This is a genomic window from Mesorhizobium sp. M0088 (genome assembly GCF_040322895.1).
Taxonomy (GTDB): domain Bacteria; phylum Pseudomonadota; class Alphaproteobacteria; order Rhizobiales; family Rhizobiaceae; genus Mesorhizobium.
Window position 1 is genome coordinate 30001 of the sequence record NZ_JAMYUI010000033.1, and the last position, 2500, is coordinate 32500.

The window sequence follows — 2500 nt, forward strand, 5'->3', positions numbered from 1 at the left end:
CCGCTCCGCCATAACCACCAGGTCGGCAAAACGCACGTTGTTCGAGAAGCTTTTGAGCGAAGGAGCACAAAGAGGCATCGGCAGCGGAGCTGTCGGGTGCCTCTCGGGGCTATTCGCTGGTCTTTTTGTGCCTGTCATCCTCCGATTTGGAGCGATGAGCATAAGGAATGAGAACGATCAAGCCGATCGAACTATTAGTACCGGTAAGCTTCAAGCGTTGCCGCTCTTCCACACCCGGCCTATCAACGTGGTCGTCTTCCACGGTTCTCAGGGAATACTCGTTTTAAGGTGGGTTTCCCGCTTAGATGCCTTCAGCGGTTATCCCGTCCGGATATAGCTACCCTGCTATGCGGCTGGCGCCACAACAGGTCCACCAGAGATCCGTCCATCCCGGTCCTCTCGTACTAGGGACAGATCCTTTCAATATTCCTACACCCACGGCAGATAGGGACCGAACTGTCTCACGACGTTCTGAACCCAACTCACGTACCGCTTTAAATGGCGAACAGCCATACCCTTGGGACCTGCTCCAGCCCCAGGATGCGATGAGTCGACATCGAGGTGCCAAACAACCCCGTCGATATGGACTCTTGGGGGTCATCAGCCTGTTATCCCCGGCGTACCTTTTATCCGTTGAGCGATGGCCCTTCCACGCGGGACCACCGGATCACTATGACCGACTTTCGTCTCTGCTCGACTTGTCAGTCTCGCAGTCAGGCAGGCTTATGCCATTGCACTCAGCGAACGATTTCCGACCGTTCTGAGCCCACCATCGCGCGCCTCCGTTACTCTTTAGGAGGCGACCGCCCCAGTCAAACTACCCACCATACATTGTCCCGGACCCGGATAACGGGCCGCGGTTAGACATCCATAGTAATAAGGGTGGTATTTCAAGGGTGGCTCCACCTGAGCTGGCGCCCAGGTTTCAAAGCCTACCACCTATCCTACACATGCCACTACGAATGCCAATGTAAAGCTATAGTAAAGGTGCACGGGGTCTTTCCGTCTAACCGCAGGAACCCCGCATCTTCACGGGGAATTCAATTTCACTGAGTCTATGCTGGAGACAGCGGGGAAGTCGTTACGCCATTCGTGCAGGTCGGAACTTACCCGACAAGGAATTTCGCTACCTTAGGACCGTTATAGTTACGGCCGCCGTTTACTGGGGCTTCGATTCAGAGCTTGCACCCCTCCTCTTAACCTTCCAGCACCGGGCAGGCGTCAGACCCTATACGTCGTCTTGCGACTTCGCAGAGCCCTGTGTTTTTGATAAACAGTCGCTACCCCCTGGTCTGTGCCACCCTCCTCTACTTGCGTAGAAAAGGGTCACGCTTCTTCCGAAGTTACGCGTGCAATTTGCCGAGTTCCTTCAGCATAGTTCTCTCAAGCGCCTTGGTATACTCTACCAGACCACCAGTGTCGGTTTCGGGTACGGTTTATAAGGAGGAGCTATTTCCTGGAACCACGCAGCAGCCCGTTCAATCCGATAAGATTGGACTACCTCAATGATCCGTCACTACCTCCAAGCCCACGAATATTAACGTGGTTCCCATCGACTACGCGTTTCCGCCTCGTCTTAGGGGCCGGCTAACCCTGCTCAGATTAGCTTTAAGCAGGAACCCTTGGTCTTTCGGCGGGGGAGTCTCTCACTCCCCTTACGTTACTCATGTCAGCATTCGCACTTCTGATACCTCCACCACCCCTCACGGGTATGGCTTCATCAGCTTACAGAACGCTCCGCTACCGCTTGGCCCTTGCGGACCAAACCCTAAGCTTCGGTGTATGGCTTTAGCCCCGTTACATTTTCGGCGCAAAGACCCTTATTTAGACCAGTGAGCTGTTACGCTTTCTTTAAATGATGGCTGCTTCTAAGCCAACATCCTGGTTGTTTTGGGATCCTCACATCCTTTCCCACTTAGCCATAACTTGGGGACCTTAGCTGTAGGTCAGGGTTGTTTCCCTTTTCACGACGGACGTTAGCACCCGCCGTGTGTCTGCCGACTAGTACTCCCAGGTATTCGGAGTTTGGTTAGGTTTGGTAATCCGGTGAGGACCCCTAGCCCATCCAGTGCTCTACCCCCTGGGGTATTCGGTCGACGCTCTACCTAAATAGATTTCGCGGAGAACCAGCTATTTCCGAGTTTGATTGGCCTTTCACCCCTAGCCACAAGTCATCCCGAACTATTGCAACAGTTATGGGTTCGGTCCTCCAGTAAGTGTTACCTTACCTTCAACCTGCTCATGGCTAGATCACTCGGTTTCGGGTCTAATGCGACGAACTGAACGCCCTATTCAGACTCGCTTTCGCTGCGCCTACACCTAGCGGTTTAAGCTTGCTCGTCACACTAAGTCGCTGACCCATTATACAAAAGGTACGTGGTCACCCAGGACGAACCTTGGGCTTCCACTGTTTGTAGGCAATCGGTTTCAGGTACTCTTTCACTCCCCTTGTCGGGGTGCTTTTCACCTTTCCCTCACGGTACTAGTTCGCTATCGGTCA

General features: G+C 53.6%; 2 rRNA genes (both running past the window's edge). Both read right to left on the reverse strand.

Annotated elements, in window-relative coordinates:
- A 5S ribosomal RNA gene (gene rrf / locus NKJ67_RS30830) occupies positions 1-22 on the reverse strand; it reaches 93 nt to the left of the window's first position.
- Positions 23-173: 151 nt separating this feature from the next.
- A 23S ribosomal RNA gene (locus NKJ67_RS30835) occupies positions 174-2500 on the reverse strand; it runs 495 nt beyond the window's last position.